Here is a 24960-nt window from a genome sequence, read left to right as displayed (position 1 = left end):
TGCCGGAAAATGTCATACCCCGGGGCTAGAGTGGCTGCTCGACTCATACACTTGTACGGAGAGGCTGGCAGTGGCCGACCGACTGACTATCCGTGGCGCCCGCGAGCACAACCTGCGTGACGTCAACCTCGACCTGCCCCGAGACGCGCTGATCGTCTTCACCGGGCTCTCCGGTTCGGGCAAGTCCAGTCTCGCCTTCGACACGATCTTCGCCGAGGGCCAGCGGCGTTATGTCGAGTCGCTGTCGTCGTACGCGCGGCAGTTCCTGGGCCAGATGGACAAGCCGGACGTGGACTTCATCGAGGGTTTGTCCCCGGCGGTCTCGATCGATCAGAAGTCGACGAACCGCAACCCGCGTTCCACGGTCGGCACGATCACCGAGGTTTACGACTACCTGCGGCTGTTGTTCGCCCGGACCGGCATCCCGCACTGCCCGGTCTGCAAGGAGCGGATCAGTAAGCAGACTCCGCAGCAGATCGTCGACCGGGTTCTGGAGATGCCTGAGGGCACTCGTTTCATGGTCTTGGCTCCGGTGGTCCGTGGCCGTAAGGGCGAGTATGTCGATCTGTTCGCCGAACTGCAGGCCAAGGGTTATGCCCGGGCCCGGGTCAACGGTGTGGTCCATCCGCTGACCGAGCCGCCGAAGTTGAAGAAGCAGGAGAAGCACACCATCGAGGTGGTGATCGACCGCCTCAGCGTGAAGGAGTCCAGCAAGCAGCGTCTGACCGATTCGGTCGAGGCGGCGCTGGGGCTGGCCGGCGGCATTCTGCTGCTCGACTTCGTGGATCTGCCGGAGGACGCCCCGGACCGGGAGCGCCGTTTCTCCGAGCATCTGGCCTGCCCGAACGATCATCCGCTCGCGATCGAGGATCTGGAGCCGCGGGTTTTCTCCTTCAACGCGCCGTACGGTGCGTGTCCCGAGTGTTCCGGCCTCGGCACGAAGAAGGAGGTCGACCCGGAGCTGATCATCCCGGACGAGGAGAAGGGCCTCGGTCAGGGCGCGATCCAGCCGTGGGCCGGTGGCACCACCCAGGAGTACTTCACCCGGCTTCTGGAGGCTCTCGCCGAGGCGGAGAAGTTCTCCCTGGACACGCCGTGGCGGGCGCTGCCGTCCCGGGTGCAGAAGATCGTGATGTACGGGGCCGATGATCAGGTCCACGTGCGGTATAGGAACAAGTTCGGCCGGGAGCGCTCGTACTACACCGGGTTCGAGGGTGTGGTGCAGTGGATCGAGCGGCGGCACAACGACACCGAGAGTGACTGGTCGCGCGACAAGTATGAGGGGTACATGCGTGACGTCCCCTGTTCGGTGTGTGGTGGTGCCCGGCTGAAGCCCGAGGTGCTGGCGGTGACCGTGGCGGGGAAGAACATCGCCGAGGTCTGCAACCTGTCCGTCGGTGACTGTGCCGAGCTGCTGGCTGGTATCGAGTTGGACGACCGGCAGAAGATGATCGCCGAGCGGGTGCTCAAGGAGATCAACGCCCGGCTCCGGTTCCTGCTCGACGTCGGTTTGGACTACCTGTCGCTGGATCGGGGTGCCGGCACGCTGTCCGGTGGCGAGGCGCAGCGGATCCGGCTCGCCACCCAGATCGGTTCCGGGCTGGTCGGGGTGTTGTATGTGCTGGACGAGCCGTCGATCGGTCTGCACCAGCGGGACAACCATCGGCTGATCGAGACCCTGGTGCGGTTGCGTGACCTGGGTAACACGCTGATCGTGGTGGAGCACGACGAGGACACCATCCGGACCGCCGACTGGATCGTCGACATCGGCCCGGGTGCCGGGGAGCACGGCGGTGAGATCGTCCACAGCGGCACCGTTGAGGGGTTGCTGGCAAGTGAGAAGTCGCCGACCGGGGCCTATCTGTCGGGGCGCCGGTCGATTCCGGTGCCGGCCACCCGGCGTTCGCGGGCTGACGGCCGTGAGGTGGTGGTGCACGGTGCGCGTGAGCACAATCTGCGCAACCTGACCGTGCCGTTCCCGCTGGGTCAGTTCATCGCGGTCACCGGGGTCTCCGGTTCGGGTAAGTCGACGCTGGTCAACGACATCCTGCACACGGTGATGGCGAATCAGATCAACGGTGCCCGGCAGGTTCCCGGCCGGCACACCAAGATCACCGGCTTGGAGCACGTGGACAAGGTCGTCGGTGTCGATCAGTCGCCGATCGGGCGGACCCCGCGGTCGAACCCGGCCACCTACACCGGTGTCTTCGATCATGTCCGGAAGTTGTTCGCCGAGACGAGCGAGGCCAAGGTGCGGGGGTACGGGCCCGGTCGCTTCTCGTTCAACGTCAAGGGCGGGCGCTGCGAGAACTGTTCCGGCGACGGCACCATCAAGATCGAGATGAATTTCCTGCCGGACGTGTACGTGCCGTGTGAGGTGTGCAAGGGCGCCCGGTACAACCGGGAGACCCTGGAGGTGCGGTACAAGGGCAAGACGATCTCCGAGATCCTGAACATGCCGATCGAGGAGGCCGCGGAGTTCTTCTCGGCTCTGCCCGCCATTCACCGGCACCTGCGCACCCTGGTCGAGGTGGGTCTGGGTTACGTGCGGCTGGGTCAGCCCGCCACCACTCTGTCCGGTGGTGAGGCCCAGCGTGTCAAGCTCGCCTCCGAGCTGCAGAAACGCTCCACCGGGCGGACTGTCTACGTGCTCGACGAGCCGACCACCGGCCTGCACTTCGAGGACATCCGCAAACTGCTGCTGGTGCTCGACGGCCTGGTCGACAAGGGCAACACGGTGATCACGATCGAGCACAACCTGGACGTGATCAAGACCGCTGACTGGCTGATCGACATGGGTCCGGAGGGCGGCAGCAAGGGTGGTCTGGTGCTGGCCACGGGCACGCCCGAGGAGTTGGCCGAGGTGCCGGAGAGTCACACCGGGCAGTTCCTGCGGCACACGCTGGGCCTGACCGGCGAGGGTAAGGGTTCGAAGGACGCCGCCGCGCGCGCGGCGAAGGCCAACGGGTCCACCCCGCAGAAGCGGGCCACCCGCTCTCGGGCGAAAGCCGCGGCCGTCTGATTTAGGAATTTCTTAGACAACTCTCAGCAACCGCGTCAGGTTGGTCTCCTAGGGTCTGCCGGGCGCGGTTGTGTTTGTCTCAGCAGGCAGACCTGCCGGGCGAACGTGGAGGAAGCGGGAAAATCTCGCTTGCCCCGTTGAACTGATCACGGCATCTGATCCGTATCCCGGGGCGACTCCGCGTGACTTTCTGGCGGTAGAAAACAGGTAGTGGAGGACAACTGATGACTGACGTGCAGCAGCGGACCGAGGCCGAGACCCAGCAGGACCGACCGGGTCCCGCCTCGTCACGCCGTGTCGTCCTGATGGGTGCCGGAGCGATCGGCGCGACCGCCGCGCTCGCGGCCTGCGGCACCGACTCCAGTGGCACGAACCCGAACGGTTCCGACTTCGCCGCCGAACCGGCTCCGGCCGGCAGTGAGGGCGCCGAGGGCGGCTCGACCGGCGGCGGCAGCACCGGCACCGTGCTGGTGGCCGCCTCCAAGGTGGACGTGGGCGGCGGTGTGATCCTCGACGAACTGGTCGTCACCCAGCCGGCCGAGGGCACCTTCAAGGCTTTCAGCAATGTCTGCACCCATCAGGGCTGCAAGGTGACCGAGATCAAGGACAGCTCGATCATCTGCAAGTGCCACAACAGCCTGTTCTCCGTCGAGGACGGTTCGGTGGTCTCCGGGCCGGCGAAGTCGCCGCTGGCCGAGACCACGGTCTCGGTGGACGGCGACAACATCGTCACCGCTTAGGCGCCAGGGCCGAAGACCCGGGCCGTGGCGGCGGCACCGGGTCTCCGGCCGGGCAATTCTGTCAGTCCCACGCACTACTGTGGGGCCTGTGCCAGACCCGTCCACCTATCGCCCCGCTTCGGGTAGCATTCCCGACTCCCCGGGCGTCTACCGCTTCCGCGACCCGGACGGCCGGGTCATCTACGTCGGCAAGGCGAAGAATCTCCGCAACCGGCTGAACTCCTATTTCGCCGACGTCTGGTCGTTGCACGCCCGCACCCAGCAGATGGTCACCACCGCCGCCGCGGTGGACTGGGTGACCGTCGGCACCGAGGTCGAGGCGCTGCAGCTCGAATTCTCCTGGATCAAGGAGTTCGACCCCCGGTTCAACGTGAAGTACCGGGACGACAAGTCGTACCCGTTCCTCGCCGTCACCCTGGACGAGGAGTTCCCCCGTCTCCAGGTGCTGCGCGGCGCCAAGCGCAAGGGTGTGCGCTACTTCGGGCCGTACTCGCACGCCTGGGCCATCCGCGAGACCCTCGACCTGCTGCTGCGGGTCTTCCCGGCCCGCACCTGCTCGGCCGGTGTCTTCAAACGGGCGCACCAGATCGGCCGGCCCTGCCTGCTCGGTGACATCGGCAAATGCGCGGCCCCGTGTGTCGGCCGGGTCTCCGCCGTCGAGCACCGGGCGATCGTCGACGACTTCTGCGACTTCATGGCCGGGCGCACCGAGCAGTTCCTCAAGCGGGTCGAGCGGGAGATGCTGCAGGCCTCCGAGGAACTGGAGTTCGAGCGTGCCGCCCGGCTCCGCGACGACCTGGCGGCCCTGCGCCGGGCGCTGGAGAAGCAGACCGTCGTGCTCGGCGACGGCACCGACGCCGACATCGTCGCCTTCGCCGAGGACCCGCTCGAGGCGGCCGTCCAGGTCTTCCACGTGCGTGACGGGCGGGTCCGCGGCCAGCGCGGCTGGATCGTGGAGAAGGTCGAGGACCTGACCACCGGCGACCTGGTGCACCATTTCTGCCGGCAGATGTTCGGGGAGCAGGAGGGCGAGACCGACGTCCCCCGGGAGCTGCTGGTCCCGGCGTTGCCCGACGACGCCGACGCGCTCGCCGACTGGCTCTCCGAGCGCCGGGGCAGCCGGGTCAGTCTGCGGGTGCCGCAGCGCGGCGACAAGAAGTCGCTGATGGAGACGGTGGCCCGTAACGCCGCCGAGGTGCTTCAGCGGCACAAACTGCGCCGGGCCGGTGACCTCACCACCCGGAACAAGGCCTTGGAGGAGATCGCCGAGGCCCTCGGCATGGAGACCGCGCCGCTGCGGGTCGAGTGTTTCGACGTGTCGCAGATCCAGGGCACCGACGTGGTCGCCTCGATGGTGGTGTTCGAGGACGGGCTGGAGCGCAAGAGCGAGTACCGGCGGTTCATCGTCCGCGGCAATCCCGACGGCAGCGGCATGGACGACCTGTCGGCGATGAGTGAGGTGATGCGGCGGCGGTTCGGCCGGTCCCGGCCCGAGCAGGCGCCCGAACCTCTGGCAGCGGGGGAACTGCCCGGCATCGATCCGCTGACCGGGAAGGCGCGCCGGTTCGCGTACCCCCCTCAATTGATCGTCGTCGACGGCGGTCAGCCGCAGGTGAACGCGGTCGCCGAGGTCCTCGCCGAGTTGGGCGTGACCGATGTGGCCCTGTGCGGCCTGGCCAAGCGCCTGGAGGAGGTGTGGCTGCCGGCCGACGACTTCCCGGTGATCCTGCCGCGTACGTCCGAGGCGCTCTATCTGCTCCAGCGGGTCCGTGACGAGGCGCACCGGTTCGCGATCACCTTCCACCGGCAGCGCCGGTCCAAACGGATGACCGAGTCCGCGCTGGATCAGGTGGCCGGGTTGGGGGAGGTGCGCCGCAAGGCCCTGTTGCGTCATTTCGGTTCGCTGAAGCGGATCGCCGAAGCCACGCCGGAGGAGATCTCCGAGGTGCCGGGCATCGGTCTGCGGACGGCGGAATCGGTACTCGCCGCACTGCGTTCACCCGAGACGGGGAAGACTGGGCAGCGGTGAGATCTCCCCGGCCTACCATGTTGTGTTCCCCGAATTCGACGCAGGAGGCGTGCGTGACCGAAGCGATGGGCGATGCCCTGGAATCCGACGAGGCCGGCACCGATCTGGTGGTGGTGACCGGGCTCTCCGGTGGTGGGCGCAGCACGGTGGCGCGGGCGCTGGAGAACGTCGGCTTCTACGTCGTCGACAACCTGCCGCAGGCGCTGATGCTGGAGATGGCGGAGCTGGCGTTCGCCGCCGGCGGTGCCGCCCGGCGTACCGCCATGGTGCTGGACGTCCGCAGCCGGGCCTTCTCCACCGACCTGACCGGTGCGGTGCGTGAACTGAAGGAGCGTGGTTTCGCGCCGCGGGTGGTTTTCGTGGACGCCGACGACGAGGTGCTGATCCGGCGCTTCGAATCGGTGCGGCGCTCGCACCCGCTGCAGGGTGACGGGCGGCTGGCCGACGGCATCGCCGCCGAGCGCAAGCTGCTCGAGGAGGCCCGCGAGCAGTCCGACGTGATCATCGACACCAGCCATCTGAACGTGAATCAGCTCCGCCGCCGGGTGGAGGAGCTGTTCGGTGGTGAGGACTCGCGCAAGCTGCGGATCACCGTGTTGTCGTTCGGTTTCAAGTACGGGCTGCCGCCGGACGCCGACTACGTACTGGACGCCCGGTTCCTGCCGAACCCGTTCTGGGTTCCCGAGCTGCGCGAGCACACCGGCCTGGAAGAGGGGGTGAGCAGTTACGTCCTCGGCCAGGACGGCGCGACCGACTTCGTCGGGACGTACGCCGGGCTGATCGCGTCCACCGCGCCCGGTTTCGAACGGGAGGGCAAGCGCTACCTCACCGTCGCCATCGGCTGTACCGGCGGCAAGCACCGCAGTGTCGCCATCACCGAGGAGCTGACCTCCCGGTTGAGTGGCATGCGCCTGTCCGCCCACGCCTCGCACCGCGATCTGGGGCGCGAGTGACGGCGATCCGGGTGGTCGCCTTCGGCGGCGGGCACGGGCTGAGTGCCTCACTGCGGGCCCTGAGACGCACCACGAGAGACCTCGATCTGGAGATCACCGCCATCGTCACGGTCGGCGACGACGGCGGATCCAGCGGACGGCTGCGGGTGGAACGGGACGCGCTGCTGCCTCCCGGTGATCTGCGGCAGGCGCTGGCCGCGCTGGCCGCCGACAACCCGCAGCACCGGCTCACCGCGAGCCTGATGCAGCACCGGTTCGCCGCGATGCACATCCCGGCGCAGGTGGCGGCACCCGGCCGGGGCCCGCGTCTGGAGCGCCGCGCCGACCGCAGCAAGGACAGCCTGGCCGGGCACGCGGTCGGCAACCTGCTGCTGCTCGGGCTGATCGAGATGCTCGGCGACCCGGTCGCGGCGCTGGACCACGCCGCCGAGATGGTCGGCGCGCAGGGCCGGGTGCTGCCGATGGCCCGGCACGCGGTCGGGATCGAGGCCGACGTGGTGCACACCGACGGCGCCCGGGAGACGGTGCGCGGTCAGCATTCGGTGGCGGTGGCCGAAGGCCGGGTGGAGGCGCTGCGGCTGGACCCGGCGGACCCGCCGGCCTGCCCGGAGACGATCGCCGCGGTCCGTGACGCCGACTGGCTGATCTTCGGCCCCGGCAGCTGGTTCACCAGTGTGCTGCCGCACCTGCTGGTCCCGGAGCTGGCGGCGGCGATCGTGGCGAGCCGGGCCCGGCGCCTGGTGACCCTGAACCTCAGCCCGGACAAGGAGACGTCGGGGCTGTCCACCGCCGATCATCTGGCCGCCCTGCACTGGTACCTTCCGTCGCTGCGGGTGGACACGGTGCTCGCCGACGCCACGTGGGTGGGCGAACCGGAACAGGTCCGGAGCGCCGCCCGTGACCTCGGCGCCGAGCTGGTTCTGGCACCCGTCGCCGTCGCGGACGGCAGCCCACGGCATGATCCTGAGTCACTGGGCGCTGCCCTGGTGCCAGTATTGGGCGCCACTCGTTGATTACTGACGTAGTGCGGCACACACTTTCAAGATCCGGCGCATGAGGTGACTTCACGATGGCGATGACGGCAGCGGTCAAGGAAGAGCTGAGCCGGGTCGACGTGCCCAAGCCGTGCTGCCGCCGGGCGGAGATGGCGGCGCTGCTGCGTTTCGCCGGCGGCCTGCACATCGTCTCCGGCCGCGTGGTCGTCGAGGCGGAACTGGACACCGGCCCGGTGGCCCGGCGGTTGCGGCGCGAGATAGCCGAGGTGTACGGCTACGCCAGCGAGGTGCACGTCCTTGCTTCCGGCGGGCTGCGCAAGGGCAGCCACTACATCATCCGCATCGTCAAGGACGGTGAGGTGCTGGCCCGGCAGACCGGTCTCCTCGACGTGCGCGGCCGTCCGGTCCGGGGCCTGCCCCAGCATGTGGTGAGCGGCAACGTGTGCTGCTCGGTGGCGGCCTGGCGGGGCGCGTTCATGGCGCACGGCTCACTCACCGAACCGGGTCGCTCCAGCGCCCTGGAGATCACCTGCCCGGGCCCGGAGGCGGCTCTCGCTCTGCGGGGTGCCGCCCGCCGGGTCGGGATCACCGCGAAGGACCGTGAGGTCCGCGGCGTGGACCGGGTGGTGATCAAGGACGGGGACGCGATCGCCGCGCTGCTCACCCGGATCGGCGCGCACTCCAGCGTGCTGGCCTGGGAGGAACGGCGGGTCCGGCGTGAGGTGCGCGCCACCGCGAACCGGCTGGCCAACTTCGACGACGCGAACCTGCGGCGGTCGGCTCGTGCGGCGGTCGCGGCCGCGGCCCGGGTCACCCGCGCGCTGGAGATCCTCTCCGAGGACGCGCCCAACCATCTGACGTCGGCCGGTCAGCTGCGGCTGGAGCACCGGCAGGCGTCCCTGGAGGAGCTGGGCGCGCTGGCGGATCCGCCGCTGACCAAGGACGCGATCGCCGGCCGGATCCGGCGGCTGCTGGCGCTGGCCGACAAGCGGGCCCGCGATCTCGGGATCCCGGACACCGAGGCGGCCGTCACTCCCGAGATGATGGCCTGCTGAGACATCTCCCGCGTGATGGTGATCACCCGGCCGGGGGACCTTTGGTCCTTCTCGGCCGGGTGAAGAAGCGGGACCCTTGAGGCGTCAACCGGCAACATCGCGGTGATCCAGTTAGGTAACGTTCAGGTCGCGCCCCGCCGCTCCGGGGGCGTGTGGCCTCGGATAGGGTCACTGGTGACGGCGACGGTGCCGGTAGTCCGGCCGAACTGCTTTTGAATTGGCGCAGTCACTCTCTCGAGTCCGGCCGGACGCCTTAGTGACGGCCGCTCCTGTCGGTCGGCATGCAGACCCCTCCGCCGGTCGCAGAATCCGGCGGACCGAAACGAGGAGACCACCTGTGACCATCCGGGTTGGCATCAACGGCTTCGGCCGTATCGGACGTAACTTCTTCCGGGCGGTTCTCGCCTCCGGCGCCGACATCGAGATCGTCGGCGTGAACGACCTGACCGACAACGCCACGCTGGCTCACCTGCTGAAGTACGACAGCATCCTGGGCCGTCTGGGCCACGAGGTGAAGGCCTCCGCCGACGAGATCACCGTCGGTGGCAAGACTTTCAAGGCGTTCGCCGAGCGTGACCCGAACAACCTGCCCTGGGGCGACCTGAACGTCGACGTCGTCATCGAGTCGACGGGCTTCTTCACCGACGCCACCAAGGCCAAGGCCCACATCGACAAGGGCGCCAAGAAGGTCATCATCTCGGCTCCGGCCAAGAACGAGGACATCACGATCGTGATGGGCGTGAACGACGGTCTGTACGACGGCGCCAAGCACACCATCATCTCGAACGCGTCCTGCACCACGAACTGCCTCGCCCCGATGGCGAAGGTCCTGAACGACACGATCGGGATCGACAAGGGTCTGATGACCACGATCCACGCGTACACCCAGGACCAGAACCTCCAGGACGGCCCGCACAGCGACCTGCGCCGCGCCCGCGCCGCCGCGCTGAACATCGTGCCGACCTCGACCGGTGCCGCGAAGGCCGTCAGCCTGGTGCTGCCGGAGCTGAAGGGCAAGCTGGACGGCTTCGCCCTGCGGGTGCCGATCCCCACCGGCTCGGCCACCGACCTGACCTTCACCGCCGCCCGTGACACCACGGTCGAAGAGGTCAACGCCGCCATCAAGGCCGCCGCCGAGGGCCCCCTCAAGGGCATCCTGGTCTACACCGAGGACCCGATCGTGTCGGCTGACATCGTCACCGACCCGGCCTCCTGCATCTTCGACGCCGGTCTCACCAAGGTCATCGGCAACCAGGTCAAGGTCGTCGGCTGGTACGACAACGAGTGGGGCTACTCGAACCGCCTCGTCGACCTGGTCAAGCTCGTCGGGGCCTGATCAGCCTTGAAGACTCTCGACGACCTGCTCGGCGAGGGTGTCTCGGGTCGGCGCGTGTTCGTGCGCGCCGACCTGAACGTCCCGTTCGACAAAGCAAACCCAGGCGTCATCAGTGACGACGGCCGTGCTCGCGCGGTCCTGCCGACGCTGATCGCCCTGCGTGACGCGGGCGCTCGCGTGATCGTGGCGTCCCACCTGGGCCGCCCGAAGGGCGCGCCGGACCCGAAGTTCACCCTCGCCCCGGTCGCTCAGCGGTTGGGTGAGCTGCTCGGTTCGTCGGTGGTCTTCACTTCCGACACCGTCGGACCGTCCGCCTCCGCCGCCGTCCAGGCGCTGGAGGACGGCCAGGTCCTGCTCCTGGAGAATCTGCGCTTCAACGCCGGCGAGACCTCGAAGGACGACGCCGAGCGGGGCGCCTTCGCGGACCAGCTGGCGGCGTTCGCCGACTTCTACGTCGACGACGCCTTCGGCGCCGTACATCGCAAACACGCTTCGGTGTACGACGTTCCGGCTCGCCTGCCGCACTACGCCGGTGGTCTCGTCCTCAAAGAGGTCGAGGTCCTCAAGCGCGTGTCGGAGAGCCCGGAGCAGCCCTACGTCGTCGTGCTCGGCGGCTCGAAGGTCTCCGACAAGCTCGCCGTCATCAAGGCGCTGCTGCCGACGGTGGACAAGCTCCTCGTCGGCGGCGGCATGTGCTTCACCTTCCTCAAGGCCCAGGGCCACGAGGTCGGTAAGTCGCTGCTCGAAGCCGAGATGATCTCCGTCTGTCAGGGGCTTCTGGCGGAGGCCGACGGCCGGATCGTGCTGCCCGTCGACATCGTGGCCGCCACCGAGTTCTCGGCGGACGCCACGCACGACGTCGTCGCGGCTTCCGAGATCCCCGCCGACCGGCTCGGTCTCGACATCGGCCCGAAGTCCACGGAACTCTTCGCGTCGGCGATCGCCGGTGCCAAGACCGTGTTCTGGAACGGCCCGATGGGCGTGTTCGAGCTGGCGCCGTTCGCCGCGGGCACCCGTGGGGTGGCCGAGGCGATCACCAAGATCGACGGTTTCTCGGTCGTCGGTGGCGGTGACTCCGCGGCCGCCGTGCGCACGCTCGGGCTCGACGAGTCCGCGTTCGGCCACATCTCCACCGGCGGGGGCGCATCCCTGGAGTACCTCGAAGGCAAGACGCTGCCGGGCGTCGCCGCTCTGGAGAAGTGATGGGTGCCGTGACCCGCAAGCCGATCATCGCCGGTAACTGGAAGATGAACCTCAACCACTTCGAGGCGATTCTCCTGGTCCGGAAACTGGCCGCGAACCTGACCGCCGAGCACCTCGCGGCGGTCGAGACCGTGGTGCTGCCGCCGTTCACCGATCTGCGCAGCGTCGAGGGCGCGATCAAGGACGACAAGCTCAACATCGGGTACGGCGCGCAGGACATCTCGAAGTTCGCGTCCGGCGCCTACACCGGTGAGATCTCCGGCAGCATGATCGCCAAGCTCGGTGCCACCTACGTGGTGGTCGGGCACTCCGAACGCCGCGAGTACCACGCCGAGGACGACGCCACTGTCAACGCGAAGAACAAGGCCGCCTTCGAGGCCGGTCTGACTCCGATCTTCTGCGTCGGCGAGGGCCTGGCGATCCGTGAGGCCGGCAACCAGGTCGAGCACGTGCTCGCCCAGATCGACGCCGGGCTCGACGGACTCAAGACCGAACAGCTCAAGCAGATCGTGATCGCGTACGAGCCGGTCTGGGCGATCGGCACCGGCAAGACCGCGACGCCGGAGGACGCTCAGGAGGTCTGCGGGGCGATCCGTGGCCGTCTCACCGAGAAGTTCGGTACCGAGGTGTCCGATGTGGTGCGCATCCAGTACGGCGGCTCGGTCAAGGCGAACAACATCGCCCAGATCATGGCCAAGCCGGACGTGGACGGCGCCCTGGTCGGCGGCGCCGCTCTGGACGCCGAGGGCTTCGCCGCCATCGTGCGTTTTCCGGAGCACGCCGGAAGCTAAGGGTAGTTAGTGCGTGCCCGGTCGTATCATGCGGCCGGGCACCCGCTATTGTGGGACCGCTGCTTGCCCTTCGAGAGGAATGAACCCGACGATGCCGATCGCGTTCGCTTACACGTTGATCGTGTTGCTGGTCATCACCAGCATCCTGCTCACTCTGCTGATTCTGCTGCACCGGGGTAAGGGTGGCGGCATGTCGAGCATGTTCGGTGGCGGTGTGACCTCCAGCCTGTCCGGTTCCTCGGTCGCAGAGAAGAACCTCGACCGATACACCGTCCTGGTGGGAATCATCTGGTTCGCCTGCATCGTCGGGCTGAGCTTCTGGCTGAAAGTCCAGATCGCCTGACGGTGTCCAGAGGTCGTACAATCTGCCGCGCGGCCGGTTTCTCCGGTCGTGCGGTTTTTTGTTCTTGGTGTCCGGTTCACCCACCTCTCCGTTGTGGTCCGGACCCCCGAGGCCCCTCGAGACAGGAGTGACGTCCGTGTCCAGTGGCAGCGCTATCCGCGGTAGCCGTGTCGGGTCCAGCCCGATGCGACCCGACGAGCGCACCGAACCAGCACCGCGCCGGCAGATCACGTACTTCTGCGCGGCCGGTCACGACAGCATCATCTGGTTCGCGGCCGAAGCCGCGGCCCCGGAGACCTGGGACTGTCCACGGTGCGGCCATCCGGCCGGACTCGACAGTTCCAATCCGCCGGGGCGGCTGCGGGCCGAACCGTACAAATCGCATCTCGCATATGTGAAGGAACGCCGTTCCGACGAGGACGCCGCGGCGATCCTCGCCGAGGCGCTCGCCAAACTCCGGCAGCGCCGGGGCGAATGAACCATCGATGCCCGCCGGCCCGTCCGGTGGGCATCGCTCATTTCAGAACGGCGATTTTCTCAGAACGGTGCGGTGTCGCGGCCCATGAACCGGGCGCCGGAGTCCGGCACTGGCAGATCGTGGAATCCGAGGCGCTGATAGAACGTGTGAGCGCCGGTGTTGCCCGCGGCCATGCCCAGGTGCACCCGCGGCACACCGGCCGCTCGCAGACCGTCCAGGAAGGCTGCCATCAGCGCCCGGCCCTTGCCCCGGCCCTGCCACTCCGGCAGCAGATCGATGTGCAGGTGCGCCGGATAGTCCGCCAACTCCGCCCGGAGCATCTTCTCCGGAGCGTTCAGGGCGGCGGTCAGGCCCCGGTCCCGGGGGTCACCGGCGGCGAAACGATCCGCCACCGCCGGAATCCATTCGGCCCGGAACCACGCGACGAAAGCCCGTGTGTCCGCCGTGCCCAGCACGTAGCCGACGGCCGTGCCGGTGCCGTCGTCGAGAACGTGCGCGTGTTCCGGCTCCCGGGTCACGTAGGGCACCGCCCACACGTCACCGAGCATCAGGTCCGAACTGTGCACGCCGCGGGCGTCCGCACCACCGGCGCCGGTACGCACGCAGATGTCATAGATCGCGTCGAGGTCGCCGGGTCGGTAGTCGCGGATCGTCGGCTGCATCCCGCGAATTCTATGACTGTGGCGCGCGTCACTGCTTGAGCGCCAACCTTTCGGTGGGTCACGCGTCTACTCCAGCGAAGCGATCACCGACGAGCAGGAGAGTTCCGATGCGTTTCTCGACCCGTGGCCTGGCGCTGGCCTTCGGCACCGCGTCCGTACTGGCGATCGGCGGTGTGTCGGCCGTCGCGTTCGCCGGCGAGTCCACGCCCGCTCCGAAGCCCTCCCCGATCTCGAAGCAGGAGACGGCCGCCCCCGAAGTCTCCCCGGTCGAGACCACCGCGAGCCCCATCGCCTCGCCGGTCGGGAAGCCCACCGCCTCGCCGGTCAGTGAGCCGACCGCGTCACCGGGCGGCAAGCCGACCGCGTCACCGGCCGGAAAACCCACAGCCTCGCCCGTGGGTGAGCCCACCGTGTCCCCGGTCAGCAAGCCCGCTGTCACCGCCACTCCGGCTCCGGTGAAGCCGGCCGCCACACCGTCGCGGAAGAACTGACCCGAAAGGTACCGTTCGTTCCCGTCGCCGACCCCCGAGGCCTCGCCTGTGATCTTCGTGCTGCCGTTTCCTCCGCTGTTCGCCTGGCTGCGTTCGTGGTCTGCCGGTGTGCGCGCGGGCGGCCGCGGCGACCCGGAGTCACCGCGCGCGATCAAATCCTCAGGGGCCACGGCGCCGGGTATCGGTGCGCCCGGCGCGCCGCCGGCCATCAACGAGCTGTATCACAGCCGGCGGCTCAGCCTGGTGCGGCTGGCGGTGCTGATGGTCGACGACCTGCCCACCGCCGAGGACGTGGTGCAGGACGTGTTCACCGCCCTCTACCGGCGGCACGGACCGGAGTTGCGCGGCGTGACGGATCCGAACGCGTACCTCATCACCGGAGTCACCAACGCGGCCCGGTCCGCGCTGCGCCGCCGCCGTACCGCCCGGTCCTATGTTCCTCCGCCGCCGGGCAGTGCCGTGGCGGCCGAGGACGAGGCACTGCTCGGGGCGAGTGATCGGGACACGTTGCGGGCGCTGCGGGTGCTGACCGCCCGGCAACGGCAGGTGCTGGTGTTGCGGTACTGGTCGGAGCTCTCCGAAGAGGAGATAGCCGACACGCTGCGGATCTCCCGTGGCACGGTCAAATCGACGGCGCATCGGGCGCTGGCGATCCTGCGGGAACGACTGGGGGAGCGGTGACCGACGAGATGGAGCGGCGGCTCCGGAGTGCCTTGGCGGCCCGGGCCGGGCAGATCACAGCGGACCGGCTGCGGTTCGAGGCACCGCCGACGGCGGCACGGCACACCCGGTCGTTCGCGTTCTTGTTGCCGTCGCGGCGCTGGCTGCCCGCTGTCGCCGGAGCGGCGATCGCCATCGTGGCTCTGGGCTTCGCTCTGCGTTCCAGCACTCCGGCGCCGCAGCCGATCCAGCCGGCCGCCCCGTCCCCGGCCACCTCGCCGTCGGCTGTCCCGTCCCTGATGGTCACCCCGCCGGCGCGCCCGCAGGCCTCGTCCTCTCCGACCAGCAGTCCCCGGCCCGCCGGGATCCCCTCGAAGCCTGCCGCCGGCTCGGCTGTCGTCTCGCCGAGGACGGTGGCGCCCTCCGCCGGAACGAAATCCACCAGCCTTCCCGCAGCCACCCCGGTCAGTTGATCCGGGCGGGGCGGGCTGCGCGCTGGTGGCTCTGTGCGGTGAGCGCGGTGCTGAGCCGGGGCACGCCCCGACTCAGCACGCGGGTCACGGGCGGTTGCCGGCGGCGGCCTCGTCGAGGAGCCAGAGTGTCTTCCGGACGCCCTTCGCGTGTGCGGCCGGGAGATCACCACCGGACAGGACCGTACCGATCGGGGTGGCCTTGTCCGGGCCAGCCGCGATCAGCCACACCTCGTCGGCGCCCTGAATGGTCGGCACGGTCAGGGTGACCCGGGTGGGCGGCGGCTTCGGGCTGTCGAAGGTGGCGGCCGTCGGGCCAGTCTCGCCGAGTACCGGGTGACCGGGGAAGAGCGACGCGACATGTCCGTCCTCGCCGACGCCCAGCATCAGCACGTCGAACCGGGGCACCGTGCTGCCGGGAACGGCTGCGGCGGCGAGCGCGGCGGCGTACCGGGTGGCGGCGGCCGTCGCGTCGTCACCGTCGGGCCCGTCCGAGGCGGGCATGGCGTGCACCCGGGCCGGGTCGAGCGGCAGCTTGTCGAGCAGCGCCTCCCGGGCCTGGGTCTCGTTGCGGTCCGGGTCTCCGGCGGGCAGGAACCGTTCGTCGCCCCACCACAGGTCGACCCGGGACCAGTCGATGGCGGCGGCGGCGGGCAGTTCCCGGACCGAGCGCAGTACCTTCGCCGCGACCCGGCCGCCGGTCAGCACCACACTGGCTGTGCCGTGCACCGCCTGCGCGTCGATGATTTTGACGACGAGCCGTGCCGCCACTGTGGACGCCAGAATGTCGGCGTCCGGAACCACCACGACCACGGTCTCACTCAATGGGGTTTCTCCCTGATGAAGAGGCCGCCCGCCGCGGTGCGACGGACGGCCTCGAACGTGAAAGAACTATGCGACGGAACCGGCGATGGCAGCCAGCGCCGGGTCCTTCCAAACGTGCACGCGATTCGGGTTGCGGTGATCCAGACCGGACAGGCCGGCCATGGCGCCGAGCGCGTCCGCGTAGATCTGGTCGGCGTCGAGCCGGCGCAACTCCTCGGCCAGTTCGTCACCGACCGGCCGCTTCGGCAGCGGCATGTAACGGTCGTCCTGGCCGGTCCGGCTGAACAGGGCGGTGCCCTCTTCACGGGTGACCCGGACGCAGTCGCCGTTCTCGCACTGCAACTCGACCGAGTGCAGGCGCGGCGACCGGTCGGTGTGCTCCATCACCGGCTCGATACCGAGCCGGGACTTGAGCCAGCCCAGCATCAGCCAGGCGGTGGGGTCGTGGGCCGGAGCCACGATCTTCGCGCCGATGACCCGGGCGTCGGTGCTGTCGAAGGCGCCCGCGACCAGGGTCCGCCACAGGGTGATCCGGGTCCAGGTGAGGTCGGTGTCACCGGGCGCGTAGTCGACGGCCCGCTGCTTGAGCGCGGCCACCGGGTCGGGCGCCTGCGCGCTGTCGGTGATCCGGCGCTCGGAGACGACCCCGAGGAAGTCGTTGGCGATCATGTTCGGCGGATCCTCGTGCCACCACGTGACCACCGGGACGTCCGGGGCCAGCAGCGGCATCACGACCGACTCGGCGTGCAGCGCGAGACGGCCGTACATCCGCAGAACGACCGCCTCGGCCGGGCCGAGACGCCCACCCACGACGATCTCCGCGTCCAGACGGCTGCGGCCCTCCATGTCCGACCGGACGACGATGAGAAGCCGGCAGGGGTGCGCGGCGGCAGCGATGGTGGCCGCCGCCTCAGCCTCCCGGACCTTCTTCTCCTCGACCACCGCGATCAGGGTGAGAGCCAGACCGGAGGCCACGCCGCCGGCACTGCGCCGTTCCGCGGCGAGGGCCTTGACGACCTCGCTGCCAGTGGTGTCCCACAGACCGATCATGCCCGCCTCCAGGTACGGCCTTCGCGCGCCAGCATCTCGTCGGCAGCCCGCGGACCCCATTCACCGGCCCGGTACGGTTCCGGTTTGGTGTTCGCCCAGGCCGCTTCCAGCGGGTCGATGACCCGCCACGACTGTTCGATCTCGGCGGCGTCCGGGAAGAGTGTCCGGTCGCCGATCAGCACGTCCAGAACCAGACGCTCGTACGCCTCCGGGCTGGACTCGGTGAACGCCTCGCCGTACTGGAAGTCCATCGCGATGTCACGGACCTCCATCGACGTACCGGGCACCTTGGAACCGAACTTCAGGACCACGCCCTCGTCCGGCTGCACCCGGACCACCAGCTGGTTGTGGCCCAGCATCTCCACGTCGGCCGGGTCGAACGGCAGGTGCGGAGCCCGTTTGAACAGGATCGCGATCTCGGTGACCCGGCGCGGCATCCGTTTGCCGACCCGTACGTAGAACGGGACGCCGGCCCACCGCCGGTTCTGAATGCCGAGGCGGACCGCGGCGTACGTCTCGGTGGTGGATTTCGCCGGGATGTTCGGCTCCTCCAGGTAGCCCACGGCACGCTCGCCGGCCACCCAGCCGGGGAGGTACTGACCGCGGACCGAGCCGGTGGCGATGTCGGCCGGGAGACTGATCGCCTTGAGGACCTTCAGCTTCTCGGCCCGGACCTCCTGGGGATCGAAGCTCGTCGGCTCCTCCATCGCGACCATCGCCAGCAGCTGGAGCAGGTGGTTCTGGAGCACGTCACGGGCGGCACCGGACGCGTCGTAGAACGCCGCCCGGGTGCCGATGCCGACGTCCTCGGCCATGGTGATCTGGACGCTGTCGACGTACTTCGAGTTCCACACCGGCTCGAAGAGACTGTTCGCGAAGCGCAGAGCCATGATGTTCTGTACGGTCTCTTTGCCGAGGTAGTGGTCGATCCGGAAGACGTCCTCCGGGATGAACACGTCGTCGACCAGCTGGTTGAGCTGCACCGCGCTCTGCAGGTCGTGACCGAACGGCTTCTCCACGACAACCCGGCGCCAGCCGCTGGTCTTCGACGGATCGGCCATGCCGGTGCGGTTGAGCTGGTTGAGCACCAGCGGGAACGCGGCCGGCGGGATGGAGAAGTAGAAGGCCGCGTTGCCGGTGATGCCGTTGCGTTCCTTCAACTCGTCCAGTGTGGTCGAGAGCTGATCGAAAGCGGCGTCGTCGTCGAACGAGCCGGGAATGAAGTGGAATCGCTCGGAGAGGCGTTGCCAGACGTCCTCGCGCCAGGGGGTGCGGGCGCCCTTCTTGGCCGCCGCGTACGCGAGGGACTCGAAGCTGCCGTCGCCCCAGTCGGCGCGGGCGAAGCCCACCACCACGAAACCGGGGGGAAGCAGACCACGGTTGGCCAGGTCGTACACGGCCGGGATGAGCTTCTTTCGGGACAGGTCACCGGTGACCCCGAAGATCACCAGAGCACAGGGCTCCGGGATCCGTGGAAGCCGACGGTCCTGTGCGGTGCGCAGCGGATTACCCACGTTGTCATCCTGCCAGTCTTTTGATGACGGAGCGGCCTGTCACGGGGACTCCCGTGACAGGCCGCGGATCGTGCTCGTCAGGCAGCGTCGCTGGGGTTCTTCGACCCGGAGGCGGCGGCCTTGAGGGACTTCGTGACGCCCTCGAGAAGCTCGTTCCAGCTCTGCTCGAACTTCTCCACGCCCTCTTCCTCGAGGACCTTGAAGACGTCGGCGAAGTCGATGCCGATCGCCGCGAGGTCGGTGAAGACCTGGTGGGCATCGCCGTAGTTACCGGTGATGGTGTCACCGCGGGTGGTTCCGTGGTCCTCGTACGCGAAGATCACCGGCTCCGGCATGGTGTTCACCGTGCCGTGTGCGATCAGCTCCTCGACGTAGATGGTGTCCAGGAACTCCGGGTTCTTCGTGCCGGTCGACGCCCAGAGCGGGCGCTGCGGGTGGGCACCGGCCGCGGCCAGCGCCTTCCAGCGGTCGCCGCCGAAGACCTCGGCGTACGCCTCGTACGCCAGCCGGGCGTTGGCGATGGCCGCCTTGCCCTTGAGCGCCTTCGCCTGTTCCGAACCGATCTTGTCGAGCCGCTTGTCGATCTCGCTGTCCACGCGCGAGACGAAGAACGACGCGACCGAACCGATCTTGGAGAGGTCGTGGCCGTTGGCCTTCGCCAGCTCCAGACCGGCCAGGAACGCCTCGATGACGGCCTGGTACCGCTCCACCGAGAAGATCAGCGTCACGTTCACGCTGATGCCCGCGCCCAGCACCTGCGTGATGGCGGGCAGACCGGCCAGCGTGGCCGGGATCTTGATGTACAGGTTCGGCCGGTCGACCAGCCACCACAGCGTCTTCGCCTCGGCGACGGTGGACTCGGTCTCGTGCGCCTTACGCGGGTCCACCTCGATGGACACCCGGCCGTCGACACCGTTGGACGCGTCGTACGCCGGACGGAAGATGTCGGTCGCCCAACGGACGTCCTTGGCGGTCATCAGACGGACGGCCTCCTCGACCGTCACGCCCTGCAGCGCCAGGTCACGCAACTGCTCGTCGTAGGCGTCCGCGTCGGAGAGCGCCTTCTGGAAGATGCTCGGGTTCGTGGTCACGCCCACCACGTGCTGCTCGGCGCGCAGCTTCTCCAGCGAACCGCTGGTCAGCCGCACCCGGGACAGGTCGTCGAGCCACACCGCGACACCTTGCGCGGACAGTTCGGCCAGTCTGTCGGTCATTTCCCTCAACTCCTGAAAGTCGCAGAACTAAAGTCAGTTACCGGTCTTGTGACCGGTGATCTCGCCGACCCTGGCGAGGGAGGCGTGGGCCTTCGCGACGACGTTGTCAGCGGTGAAGCCGAACTGCTCGAAGAGAACCTTCGCCGGGGCACTGGCGCCGTAGTGCTCGATGCTGACGGCCTCACCGGCGTCACCGAGGATGCGGTCCCAGCTCATCCGGATGCCGGCCTCGACGGTGACGCGGGCCTTCACACCGGACGGCAGCACCTGCTGCTGGTAAGCGACGTCCTGCTGGTAGAACCACTCCTGACAGGGCATCGACACGACCCGGGTGGGAGTGCCGTCGGCCTCCAGGCGCTCCTGCGCGGTGAGCGCGATCGACACCTCGGAACCACTGGCGACCAGGATCACCTGCGGCGTACCGGTGGACGCCTCGGACAGGATGTAGCCGCCCTTGAGGGTGCCCTCGGCCGACGCGTACTTCGTCCGGTCGAGCGTCGGCAGGTTCTGCCGGGACAGCGCGAGCGCGGTCGGCCGGTCGTCGTGCTCCAGCGCACCACGCCAGGCGTAAGCGGTCTCGTTGGCGTCGGCCGGGCGGACCACGTCGAGGCCGACGATGGCCCGCAGCGCGGTCAGCGTCTCGATCGGCTGGTGCGTCGGGCCGTCCTCACCGAGACCGATCGAGTCGTGCGTCCACACGAAGACGACCGGCAGCTTCATCAGCGCGGAGAGACGAACCGAACCGCGCATGTAGTCGGAGAACACCAGGAAGGTGCCGCCGTACGGCCGGGTGCCGCCGTGCACCGCGATGCCGTTCAGGATCGAGCCCATGCCGTGCTCGCGGATGCCGAAGTGCAGCGTGCGGCCGTACTCGTGGCCGGGGAACGCCTCGGTCGCGTACTCCGCCGGGATGAAGGACGGCTCGCCCTTCATCGTGGTGTTGTTGCTCTCCGCCAGGTCGGCGGAGCCACCCCACAGTTCGGGCAGAACCGGCGCGAGCGCCTCCAGGATCTTGCCGGACGCGGCACGGGTGGCCACGCCCTTCTCGTCCGCGGGGAACACCGGCAGGGCCTTGAGCCAGCCCTCCGGCAGGGTCCGGGTGGCGAGCCGATCGAAGAGGACCTTGCCCTCGGCGTTGCCGGCGGCCCAGGCGTCGAACGCCTTCTGCCACTCGGCCCGCGCCGCCCTGCCACGCTCCACGACCTGCTGAGCGTGCTTGACGACCTCGTCGTCGATGGCGAACGGCTCGTCGGTGAAACCGAGCAGTTCCTTGGTGGCGGTGATCTCGGCCGCACCCAGGGCGGAACCGTGGATCTTGCCGGTGTTCTGCTTCTTCGGCGCGGGGAAACCGATGATCGTCTTGAGGACGATGAACGACGGCTTGTCGGTCACCGACTTCGCGGTCTGGATCGCGGTCCAGAGCTCTTCGACGTCCTCGGCGTACGTCTCACCCTTGCGCCAGTTGACGGTCTGGACGTGCCAGCCGTACGCCTCGTAGCGCTTGCCGACGTCCTCGGACTTCGCGATCCGGGTGTCGTCCTCGATGGAGATCTCGTTGTCGTCGTAGATCACCACGAGGTTGCCGAGCTTCTGCACCGACGCGATCGCGCTGGACTCGTGGCTGACGCCCTCCTCGATGTCGCCGTCACTGGCGATCGAGTAGACGAAGTGGTCGAACGGCGACTCGCCGGCCGCGGTGTCCGGGTCGAGCAGGCCACGCTCACGGCGGGCCGACATGGCCATGCCGACCGCGTTGCCGATGCCCTGGCCCAGCGGGCCGGTGGTGATCTCGACGCCGGGGGTGTGGCCGTACTCCGGGTGACCCGGGGTCAGCGAGTCCCACTGGCGCAACGACTTCAGGTCATCGAGTGACAGGCTGTAGCCATTGAGGAACAACTGAACGTACAGGGTGAGACTGGAGTGACCGCAGGACAGCACGAAACGGTCGCGCCCTGCCCACTCCGGGTCCGTGGGGTCGTGCCGCAGCACACGGTTGAACAGAAGGTAGGCGGCCGGGGCCAGGCTCATGGCCGTGCCGGGGTGGCCGTTACCGGCCTTCTCCACGGCGTCCATGGCCAGCACCCGGGTGGTGTCCACCGCCTTGCGGTCGAGGTCGGACCAGTTGAGAGCGGGATCTGTGGCAGCCACGTCGGTTGTGCTCCTCGGGCAAAATTATGGAACCCTTTTCGGCTTGACCCTATCCAGTCGGGCTAAACGCATGCGCAGCGAACGCCCTAGGCACATACGCTGTGAGCGGACATGCCAGTTCAACGGGTGTGACCGTCTACACCCGTGCCGGGTGCCCCGAGCAGCGGAGACGGCGGCGCGTAGGCTGTCCGGGCGAGCCGCCGGGTGGGTACCCGGCAACGGCCGCGTAATAAAGGCGATGCCGGAAGGTGGCTGTCCGTGAGCATGATCACCGAGCGTCCTCTCTTACGGCGGACGCCCGGCGCGGCTGAGCGCCCCGTTCGCGAACCCGGCACCGGAGGCCCGCGTCACTGGCTCGCGGTGTTCCGGGCGTACCTCGTCCTGACCAAGCCGCAGATCGTCGAACTGCTCCTGGTCACCACGGTGCCGACCATGATGCTGGCGGCCGGCGGCTGGCCTGACCCGGTGACATTCACGGCGGTCCTCGTCGGCGGCGCGTTGGCCGGCGGCGGCGCGAGCGTGCTGAACTGCTACATCGACCGTGACATCGATCAGTTGATGCGGCGCACGAAACGACGGCCGCTGCCGGCGAACCAGCTGACTCCGCGGGCCGTTCTGATCTTCGGTCTGACGCTGTCTGTGATCTCGGTCGCGCTGATGGCGGTTCTCACCAACTGGTTGGCCACCGCGCTCACCGCGTTCTCCATCTTCTACTACGACGTCGTCTACACCCTCTGGCTGAAGCGGCGGACCCCGGCGAACACCTTCTGGGGCGGAGTGTGTGGCGCGGCGCCGGTAGTGATCGGCTGGGCGGCGGTCACCGACTCGATCCCGCCGATGGCATGGGCGCTTTTCGCGATTGTCTTCTTTTGGCAGATGCCGCACTTCTACGCGCTCGCCATCAAATACAAGGACGACTACGCGCGAGCCGGTATCCCGATGCTCCCCGTCGTCCGGTCGATGAAGCGGGTCAACTTCGAGATCATCCTCTACACCGTCCTCACCGTGATCTCCTCGCTCGCGGCGTGGCCGCTCGGGCTCGGGCCGATCTACGGAGTCACGGCGGTCGTGATGGGCGCGATCTTCCTGGGTGAGTCGATCAGGCTGGTACGGCAGACCGGTGGCGGGGCCGCGGTCAAACCGATGCGCCTGTTCCACCTTTCCATCACGTACCTCACGGTGCTCTTCATGGCCGTCGCGATCGACGCACTGGTCTGACCCAACGCACAGGATGCCCGGATTGCCGTTAGTGTCGGTTACTGTCCGTCACTCAAACGGCGGATAATCGGTACAGGGACAAAACCTCCGAAATCAGCTGTAAACAATGCACCGAATTTTGAAACCTGCTGGTAATTGGAGTCACAAAAGCCGGGCGGAGTCCCCCCGGCCTCGCCGCCGGGTGCTTAGGCTGCGGACCATGGCAGAAGGTTCCGTTACGACACTGACCTCCGACATCAAGTCCTTCGCCGCCGGACACGGCGGCGCCAAGGCGGTGATCGAGTACGTCGGTAAGCGCGGCGCCCGCATCGTCCTCGTCGGAGAGGACGGCGAGTGGTCCGACCAGTTCGCCCCCGACACCGGAGTCGCCCGCGAGGCCTGTGACCACGCGGGAGTCAAGGTGGAGAACGAATGGGAGCGCGAGCTGATGGAGCAGATGCGCCCCAGCAACGACCTGTGGCGTTCGATGTCACGCCGGAGCATGGCCCGCTGATGGGCGCCCCACCCCGGGTCGCCCTGGTGACCTCGGCCGGCTTCCCCGACCTGTGGGACGACGACCACCCCCTGCGGGACGCGCTACGCGGCCGCGGGGTGGCCGTCGACGCGGTCCGGTGGGACGACACGGCAGCCGACTGGGCCGCCTACGACCTCACCGTCATCCGCTCGCCGTGGGACTACACGGCGCGCCACGAGCAGTTCGTGGCGTGGGCCCGGTCCGTCCCACGGCTGGCCAACCCGGCCGGCGTGATCGCCTGGAACACCGACAAGCGGTACCTCAGCGAACTCGCCGCGGCCGGGATCCCGGTCATCCCCACCGAGTTCGTCGGGCCCGGTGACACCTGGACCCCGGCAGCCGAAGGCGAATGGGTCGTCAAACCGACCGTCAGCGCCGGCAGCCAGGACACCGGCCGCTACCTGCTGCCCGGACAGACCGGCCTGGCCGTGGCACACGTGGAACGGCTCACCGCCGCCGGGCGGACCGCGATGATCCAGCCATACCTGTCCGCGGTGGACACCGCCGGGGAGACCGCGGTGCTCTGCATCCCGGACGCCACCGGTGAACTGACCTTCAGTCACGGCATCCGCAAATCGGCGATGCTGACCGCCGGCGGCGGCGGGCGGGTCGACGTGGGCTCCGAGCGGATCACCCCGCGGGAGCCGTCGGTGGCCGAACTCGACCTCGCCGCCCGTGTCCTCGCCACGATTCCCGGCGGGACCAAACAGCTGTTGTACGCCCGGGTCGACCTGATTCCGGGGCCGGACGGCGCGCCTACCCTGATCGAGCTGGAACTGGCTGAGCCGTCGCTGTTCCTGCGGACCGCACCCGGCGCCGCCGACCGTCTGGCCGACGCGATCCTCACCCGTCTCTGAGCAGCCACCGAACTGGCGGCCCGTCGCCCGCCCGGCGCAGAGCCGTAGGCGGAGCGGTGCTCACCCGCTCCGCGTAGAGGCACAAGCGGGCGGTGGTCGCTCGCCCGGTGAAGGCCACGAGCCTGTGGCGCTCGCCCGCCTGGTGAAGGCCACAAGCCAGCGATCCTCGCCAGCCCCGTGGCGCAGCCACAAACCGTGGAAGGCCGTCCATACCCGGGCGGCCTTCCCGCGCCCCACCACGCCCAGCCCGACCCCCGTTTTCTCGGCTAGCCGTAGCTGAGAGGTGTTATGGCGGTCGGATTACCTGTCTGGTGTACGGCTCGGCCGACCGAGCCGTACACCAGACAGGTAACTACCACTCCAGAACCTGGCTGACCTACGGCTAGCCGAAT

At 68.6% G+C, this 24960-nt stretch carries 23 protein-coding genes; 17 read left to right on the top strand and 6 right to left on the bottom strand.

Features of this window, described 5'->3' with window-relative positions; genetic code table 11:
* Positions 1-70: 70 nt before the first annotated feature.
* The 11 genes from uvrA to BLU81_RS24410 all read left to right on the top strand — a co-directional run bounded on the left by uvrA (position 71) and on the right by BLU81_RS24410 (position 12945).
* Positions 71-3022, top strand: a complete 2952-nt coding sequence (gene uvrA, locus BLU81_RS24460) for an excinuclease ABC subunit UvrA (RefSeq protein WP_092546807.1) — start codon at positions 71-73, stop codon at positions 3020-3022.
* Positions 3023-3246: 224 nt separating this feature from the next.
* Positions 3247-3762 (top strand): Rieske (2Fe-2S) protein, encoded by a 516-nt coding sequence (locus tag BLU81_RS24455; protein ID WP_092546806.1) that lies wholly within the window; start codon positions 3247-3249, stop codon positions 3760-3762.
* Between the two features lie 88 nt (positions 3763-3850).
* Positions 3851-5791: an excinuclease ABC subunit UvrC gene (uvrC, locus tag BLU81_RS24450; protein ID WP_092546805.1), complete on the top strand. Its 1941-nt coding sequence runs from the start codon at positions 3851-3853 to the stop codon at positions 5789-5791.
* Positions 5792-5856: 65 nt separating this feature from the next.
* Positions 5857-6744 carry an RNase adapter RapZ gene (rapZ, locus tag BLU81_RS24445; protein WP_092557580.1) on the top strand — a complete coding sequence of 296 codons (888 nt, stop codon included), beginning with the start codon at positions 5857-5859 and terminating at the stop codon, positions 6742-6744.
* Positions 6741-7757 (top strand): gluconeogenesis factor YvcK family protein, encoded by a 1017-nt coding sequence (locus BLU81_RS24440; RefSeq protein WP_092546804.1) that lies wholly within the window; start codon positions 6741-6743, stop codon positions 7755-7757. Before rapZ ends, BLU81_RS24440 begins: the two co-directional genes overlap by 4 nt.
* A gap of 56 nt (positions 7758-7813) precedes the next feature.
* Entirely contained in the window at positions 7814-8794 is a 981-nt protein-coding gene (gene whiA, locus BLU81_RS24435) for a DNA-binding protein WhiA (RefSeq protein ID WP_092546803.1), read from the top strand.
* 337 nt (positions 8795-9131) lie between these two features.
* Positions 9132-10130 (top strand): type I glyceraldehyde-3-phosphate dehydrogenase, encoded by a 999-nt coding sequence (gene gap / locus BLU81_RS24430; RefSeq protein ID WP_092546802.1) that lies wholly within the window; start codon positions 9132-9134, stop codon positions 10128-10130.
* Between the two features lie 6 nt (positions 10131-10136).
* Positions 10137-11333: a phosphoglycerate kinase gene (locus BLU81_RS24425; protein ID WP_092546801.1), complete on the top strand. Its 1197-nt coding sequence runs from the start codon at positions 10137-10139 to the stop codon at positions 11331-11333.
* Positions 11333-12124, top strand: coding sequence for a triose-phosphate isomerase (gene tpiA, locus BLU81_RS24420; protein WP_092546800.1), 792 nt, complete (start codon positions 11333-11335; stop codon positions 12122-12124). Before BLU81_RS24425 ends, tpiA begins: the two co-directional genes overlap by 1 nt.
* A gap of 91 nt (positions 12125-12215) precedes the next feature.
* Positions 12216-12467, top strand: coding sequence for a preprotein translocase subunit SecG (gene secG / locus BLU81_RS24415; RefSeq protein WP_092557578.1), 252 nt, complete (start codon positions 12216-12218; stop codon positions 12465-12467).
* A 136-nt stretch (positions 12468-12603) separates the two neighbouring features.
* The gene (locus BLU81_RS24410; RefSeq protein WP_092557576.1) at positions 12604-12945 is read left to right on the top strand and encodes an RNA polymerase-binding protein RbpA; all 342 of its coding nucleotides are present in this window, start codon (positions 12604-12606) and stop codon (positions 12943-12945) included.
* A gap of 59 nt (positions 12946-13004) precedes the next feature.
* Here the strand turns inward: BLU81_RS24410 and BLU81_RS24405 are convergent, their stop codons facing one another.
* Complete coding sequence (locus BLU81_RS24405) at positions 13005-13607, bottom strand: GNAT family N-acetyltransferase (protein WP_092546799.1); 603 nt, start codon at positions 13605-13607, stop codon at positions 13005-13007.
* Positions 13608-13714: 107 nt separating this feature from the next.
* Between BLU81_RS24405 and BLU81_RS24400 the strand changes: the two genes are divergently transcribed.
* The 3 genes from BLU81_RS24400 to BLU81_RS24390 are packed head-to-tail and all read left to right on the top strand — an operon-like array spanning position 13715 to position 15231.
* Positions 13715-14098, top strand: a complete 384-nt coding sequence (locus BLU81_RS24400) for a hypothetical protein (protein ID WP_092546798.1) — start codon at positions 13715-13717, stop codon at positions 14096-14098.
* 48 nt (positions 14099-14146) lie between these two features.
* Positions 14147-14779 carry an RNA polymerase sigma factor gene (locus BLU81_RS24395; protein ID WP_092546797.1) on the top strand — a complete coding sequence of 211 codons (633 nt, stop codon included), beginning with the start codon at positions 14147-14149 and terminating at the stop codon, positions 14777-14779.
* On the top strand, positions 14776-15231 hold the full coding sequence (locus tag BLU81_RS24390) for a hypothetical protein (protein ID WP_092546796.1): 456 nt from the start codon (positions 14776-14778) through the stop codon (positions 15229-15231). Before BLU81_RS24395 ends, BLU81_RS24390 begins: the two co-directional genes overlap by 4 nt.
* 84 nt (positions 15232-15315) lie before the next feature.
* Here the strand turns inward: BLU81_RS24390 and pgl are convergent, their stop codons facing one another.
* The 5 genes from pgl to tkt form a co-directional block, all read right to left on the bottom strand.
* Positions 15316-16053, bottom strand: coding sequence for a 6-phosphogluconolactonase (gene pgl / locus BLU81_RS24385; RefSeq protein WP_092546795.1), 738 nt, complete (start codon positions 16051-16053; stop codon positions 15316-15318).
* Positions 16054-16119: 66 nt separating this feature from the next.
* Positions 16120-17103 (bottom strand): glucose-6-phosphate dehydrogenase assembly protein OpcA, encoded by a 984-nt coding sequence (locus tag BLU81_RS24380; protein ID WP_092546794.1) that lies wholly within the window; start codon positions 17101-17103, stop codon positions 16120-16122.
* Positions 17100-18617 carry a glucose-6-phosphate dehydrogenase gene (zwf, locus tag BLU81_RS24375; protein WP_092546793.1) on the bottom strand — a complete coding sequence of 506 codons (1518 nt, stop codon included), beginning with the start codon at positions 18615-18617 and terminating at the stop codon, positions 17100-17102. The genes BLU81_RS24380 and zwf overlap by 4 nt, the downstream gene beginning before the upstream one ends.
* 77 nt (positions 18618-18694) lie before the next feature.
* Positions 18695-19831 carry a transaldolase gene (gene tal / locus BLU81_RS24370; RefSeq protein WP_092546792.1) on the bottom strand — a complete coding sequence of 379 codons (1137 nt, stop codon included), beginning with the start codon at positions 19829-19831 and terminating at the stop codon, positions 18695-18697.
* Positions 19832-19864: 33 nt separating this feature from the next.
* The gene (tkt, locus tag BLU81_RS24365) at positions 19865-21979 is read right to left on the bottom strand and encodes a transketolase (protein ID WP_092546791.1); all 2115 of its coding nucleotides are present in this window, start codon (positions 21977-21979) and stop codon (positions 19865-19867) included.
* Between the two features lie 258 nt (positions 21980-22237).
* On the opposite strand from tkt, the gene BLU81_RS24360 reads away from it, so the two are divergent.
* The 3 genes from BLU81_RS24360 to BLU81_RS24350 all read left to right on the top strand — a co-directional run bounded on the left by BLU81_RS24360 (position 22238) and on the right by BLU81_RS24350 (position 24568).
* Positions 22238-23197 (top strand): heme o synthase, encoded by a 960-nt coding sequence (locus tag BLU81_RS24360; protein ID WP_373873277.1) that lies wholly within the window; start codon positions 22238-22240, stop codon positions 23195-23197.
* A 199-nt stretch (positions 23198-23396) separates the two neighbouring features.
* Positions 23397-23690 (top strand): hypothetical protein, encoded by a 294-nt coding sequence (locus BLU81_RS24355; RefSeq protein ID WP_092546789.1) that lies wholly within the window; start codon positions 23397-23399, stop codon positions 23688-23690.
* The gene (locus BLU81_RS24350; protein WP_092546788.1) at positions 23690-24568 is read left to right on the top strand and encodes an ATP-grasp domain-containing protein; all 879 of its coding nucleotides are present in this window, start codon (positions 23690-23692) and stop codon (positions 24566-24568) included. The genes BLU81_RS24355 and BLU81_RS24350 overlap by 1 nt, the downstream gene beginning before the upstream one ends.
* Positions 24569-24960 lie beyond the last annotated feature (392 nt).

The organism is Actinoplanes derwentensis (genome assembly GCF_900104725.1).
Classification (GTDB): domain Bacteria; phylum Actinomycetota; class Actinomycetes; order Mycobacteriales; family Micromonosporaceae; genus Actinoplanes; species Actinoplanes derwentensis.
This window is presented reverse-complemented; position numbering and strand designations above follow the sequence as displayed.

Bases quoted from the DNA above. Each gene is read 5' to 3' on its own strand.
- BLU81_RS24455 (WP_092546806.1), top strand. From the start codon at position 3,247: ATGACTGACGTGCAGCAGCGGACCGAGGCCGAGACCCAGCAGGACCGA.
- rapZ (WP_092557580.1), top strand. From the start codon at position 5,857: ATGGGCGATGCCCTGGAATCCGACGAGGCCGGCACCGATCTGGTGGTG.
- whiA (WP_092546803.1), top strand. From the start codon at position 7,814: ATGGCGATGACGGCAGCGGTCAAGGAAGAGCTGAGCCGGGTCGACGTG.
- tpiA (WP_092546800.1), top strand. From the start codon at position 11,333: ATGGGTGCCGTGACCCGCAAGCCGATCATCGCCGGTAACTGGAAGATG.
- secG (WP_092557578.1), top strand. From the start codon at position 12,216: ATGCCGATCGCGTTCGCTTACACGTTGATCGTGTTGCTGGTCATCACC.
- BLU81_RS24405 (WP_092546799.1), bottom strand. From the start codon at position 13,607: ATGCAGCCGACGATCCGCGACTACCGACCCGGCGACCTCGACGCGATC.
- BLU81_RS24400 (WP_092546798.1), top strand. From the start codon at position 13,715: ATGCGTTTCTCGACCCGTGGCCTGGCGCTGGCCTTCGGCACCGCGTCC.
- BLU81_RS24380 (WP_092546794.1), bottom strand. From the start codon at position 17,103: ATGATCGGTCTGTGGGACACCACTGGCAGCGAGGTCGTCAAGGCCCTC.
- tal (WP_092546792.1), bottom strand. From the start codon at position 19,831: ATGACCGACAGACTGGCCGAACTGTCCGCGCAAGGTGTCGCGGTGTGG.
- BLU81_RS24355 (WP_092546789.1), top strand. From the start codon at position 23,397: ATGGCAGAAGGTTCCGTTACGACACTGACCTCCGACATCAAGTCCTTC.
- BLU81_RS24350 (WP_092546788.1), top strand. From the start codon at position 23,690: ATGGGCGCCCCACCCCGGGTCGCCCTGGTGACCTCGGCCGGCTTCCCC.